The sequence below is a fragment of the Arthrobacter sp. SPT-J7 genome (genome assembly GCF_059089965.1).
In genome coordinates this window covers 1-2,558 of sequence record NZ_JBNHFF010000335.1, presented here as the reverse complement: position 1 = coordinate 2,558, position 2,558 = coordinate 1, and the positions used below count along the sequence as shown (strand labels likewise).

Annotated in this window: 5 protein-coding genes; all 5 read right to left on the bottom strand. The window is 61.5% G+C overall.

Going from position 1 to position 2,558, the window contains the following annotated elements; translation table 11 throughout:
- Positions 1-730, bottom strand: a 730-nt coding sequence (gene rpsC, locus AC5RWX_RS32285) for a 30S ribosomal protein S3 (protein WP_494100255.1), incomplete at its 3' end; no start/stop codon positions are given.
- Positions 731-1,096, bottom strand: coding sequence for a 50S ribosomal protein L22 (gene rplV / locus AC5RWX_RS32280; RefSeq protein WP_461172065.1), 366 nt, complete (start codon positions 1,094-1,096; stop codon positions 731-733).
- A 38-nt stretch (positions 1,097-1,134) separates the two neighbouring features.
- Entirely contained in the window at positions 1,135-1,416 is a 282-nt protein-coding gene (gene rpsS / locus AC5RWX_RS32275) for a 30S ribosomal protein S19 (protein ID WP_003803803.1), read from the bottom strand.
- 12 nt (positions 1,417-1,428) lie between these two features.
- Entirely contained in the window at positions 1,429-2,268 is an 840-nt protein-coding gene (gene rplB, locus AC5RWX_RS32270) for a 50S ribosomal protein L2 (RefSeq protein WP_009358305.1), read from the bottom strand.
- Positions 2,269-2,297: 29 nt separating this feature from the next.
- The coding region (gene rplW, locus AC5RWX_RS32265) for a 50S ribosomal protein L23 (RefSeq protein WP_494100254.1) at positions 2,298-2,558 on the bottom strand (261 nt) is incomplete at its 5' end.

Here is a 2,558-nt window from a genome sequence, read left to right as displayed (position 1 = left end):
CACCACGGTCAGCGCCACCCGGGCGGCCCGGACGGTCGCTGGGACCGCGGCCACGGGACGGGGCGGAAGCGGCCTGCTGGGCCAGTTCCTTGGCGGTGACGTCACCCTTGTAGATCCAAACCTTCACACCGATACGGCCGAAGGTGGTCTTGGCTTCGTAGAAGCCGTAGTCGATGTTCGCGCGGAGGGTGTGCAGGGGCACACGGCCTTCGCGGTAGAACTCCGAGCGGGACATTTCAGCGCCACCCAGTCGACCCGAGCAGGCAATACGGATGCCCTTGGCACCTGCACGCTGCGCGGACTGCATGGCCTTCTTCATGGCGCGGCGGAAAGCCACACGTGAAGTCAGCTGCTCAGCAACGCCCTGGGCAACAAGCTGTGCTTCCATCTCGGGGTTCTTGACCTCGAGGATGTTCAGCTGAACCTGCTTGCCGGTGAGCTTTTCGAGCTCGCCGCGGATGCGGTCTGCTTCTGCTCCACGGCGGCCGATGACGATGCCCGGGCGGGCCGTGTGGATGTCCACGCGGACACGGTCACGGGTGCGCTCGATCTCAACCTTGGCGATACCGGCGCGCTCCATGCCCGTGGACATGAGCTGGCGGATGCGGATGTCTTCGCGAACGAAGTCCTTGTACCGCTGGCCGGCCTTGGTGCTGTCAGCGAACCAGTGCGATACGTGATCGGTGGTGATGCCGAGTCGGAACCCGTGCGGGTTTACTTTCTGTCCCACTTAGCGAGCCTCCTCTTTCTCCGGGGTAGCGACTACCACGGTGATGTGGCTGGTGCGCTTCTTGATCTGAAATGCACGACCCTGGGCACGCGGCTGGAACCGCTTCATGGTCGGGCCTTCATCAACAAACGCTTCGCTGATGATGAGGTCGCCTTCGTCAAACGCCAGGCCGTCACGGTCCGCGAGGACCCGGGCGTTGGAGATTGCCGACTGAACTACCTTGAATACCGGCTCCGAAGCTGCCTGTGGGGCAAACTTCAGAATTGCCAGAGCCTCATTCGCTTGCAAACCACGAACAAGGTTGACGACGCGCCGGGCCTTCATAGGCGTTACGCGGATGTGGCGCGCAATTGCCTTGGCTTCCATTGCTTTCCTTCTCTCGTCTTTGACGTAAGTGCAGGCGCCTAGCGGCGCTTGCCCTTACGGTCGTCCTTGACATGGCCGCGGAATGTCCGCGTGGGAGCGAATTCGCCGAGCTTGTGCCCGACCATCGACTCAGTAACAAACACCGGAATGTGCTTGCGTCCGTCGTGTACGGCGATCGTGTGCCCGAGCATGTCGGGGATGATCATCGAACGGCGTGACCAGGTCTTGATGACGTTCTTGGTGCCCTTTTCGTTTTCCCTGGCTACCTTCACAAAGAGGTGCTGGTCAACGAAAGGACCTTTTTTCAGGCTGCGTGGCATGTGTCCAGGCTCCTATCGCTTGTTCTTGCCAGTACGACGGCGACGAACAATAAGCTTGTCGCTCTCTTTGTTGGGGCGGCGGGTGCGGCCTTCCCGCTGACCGTTCGGGTTGACGGGGTTACGTCCACCGGACGTCTTACCTTCGCCACCACCATGCGGGTGGTCAACCGGGTTCATGGCGACACCACGGACGGTCGGGCGGACGCCCTTCCAGCGCATGCGGCCGGCCTTGCCCCAGTTGATGTTCGACTGCTCGGCGTTGCCCACCTCGCCGACGGTTGCGCGGCAGCGCACGTCAACGTTGCGGATTTCACCGGAAGGCAGACGCAGCTGGGCGAAGCGGCCTTCCTTGGCGACGAGCTGGATGGATGCACCGGCGGAGCGGCCCATCTTGGCGCCGCCACCCGGGCGCAGTTCAACTGCGTGGATAACGGTACCCACCGGGATGTTGCGCAGGGGCAGGTTGTTGCCAGGCTTGATGTCAGCGTTGGCACCTGCCTCTACGAAGTCACCCTGGGACAGCTTGTTCGGCGCGATGATGTAACGCTTGGTGCCATCGACGTAGTGCAGGAGGGCGATGCGAGCCGTACGGTTCGGATCGTACTCAATTTCAGCAACGCGGGCGTCAACGCCGTCCTTGTCGTGGCGACGGAAGTCGATCAGACGGTACTGGCGCTTGTGTCCGCCACCCTTGTGACGGGTGGTGATCTTACCGGTGTTGTTACGGCCGCCCTTTTTGGGCAGCGGACGTACCAACGACTTTTCCGGCGTCGACCGCGTGATTTCGATGAAGTCCGCTACGCTCGAGCCGCGACGGCCCGGGGTAGTCGGCTTGTATTTACGGATTCCCATAATTTATTTCCTCGTTAAAGTGGTCTCCGCTACGCGAGCGGACCGCCGAAGATGTCGATAGTGCCTTCTTTGAGGGTGACAATCGCACGCTTGGTGTTCTTGCGGGTACCCCATCCGAATTTGGTGCGCTTGCGCTTACCGGCACGGTTGATGGTGTTGATCGAGTCGACCTTGACGGAGAAGATCTTCTCCACGGCCAGCTTGATCTCGGTCTTGTTCGACCGGGGGTCCACCAGGAAGGTGTACTTGCCCTCGTCGATCAGGCCGTAGCTCTTTTCCGACACGACGGG

Coding starts and splice junctions, on each gene's coding strand:
- rplV (WP_461172065.1), bottom strand. CDS start 1,096: ATGGAAGCCAAGGCAATTGCGCGCCACATCCGCGTAACGCCTATGAAG.
- rpsS (WP_003803803.1), bottom strand. CDS start 1,416: ATGCCACGCAGCCTGAAAAAAGGTCCTTTCGTTGACCAGCACCTCTTT.
- rplB (WP_009358305.1), bottom strand. CDS start 2,268: ATGGGAATCCGTAAATACAAGCCGACTACCCCGGGCCGTCGCGGCTCG.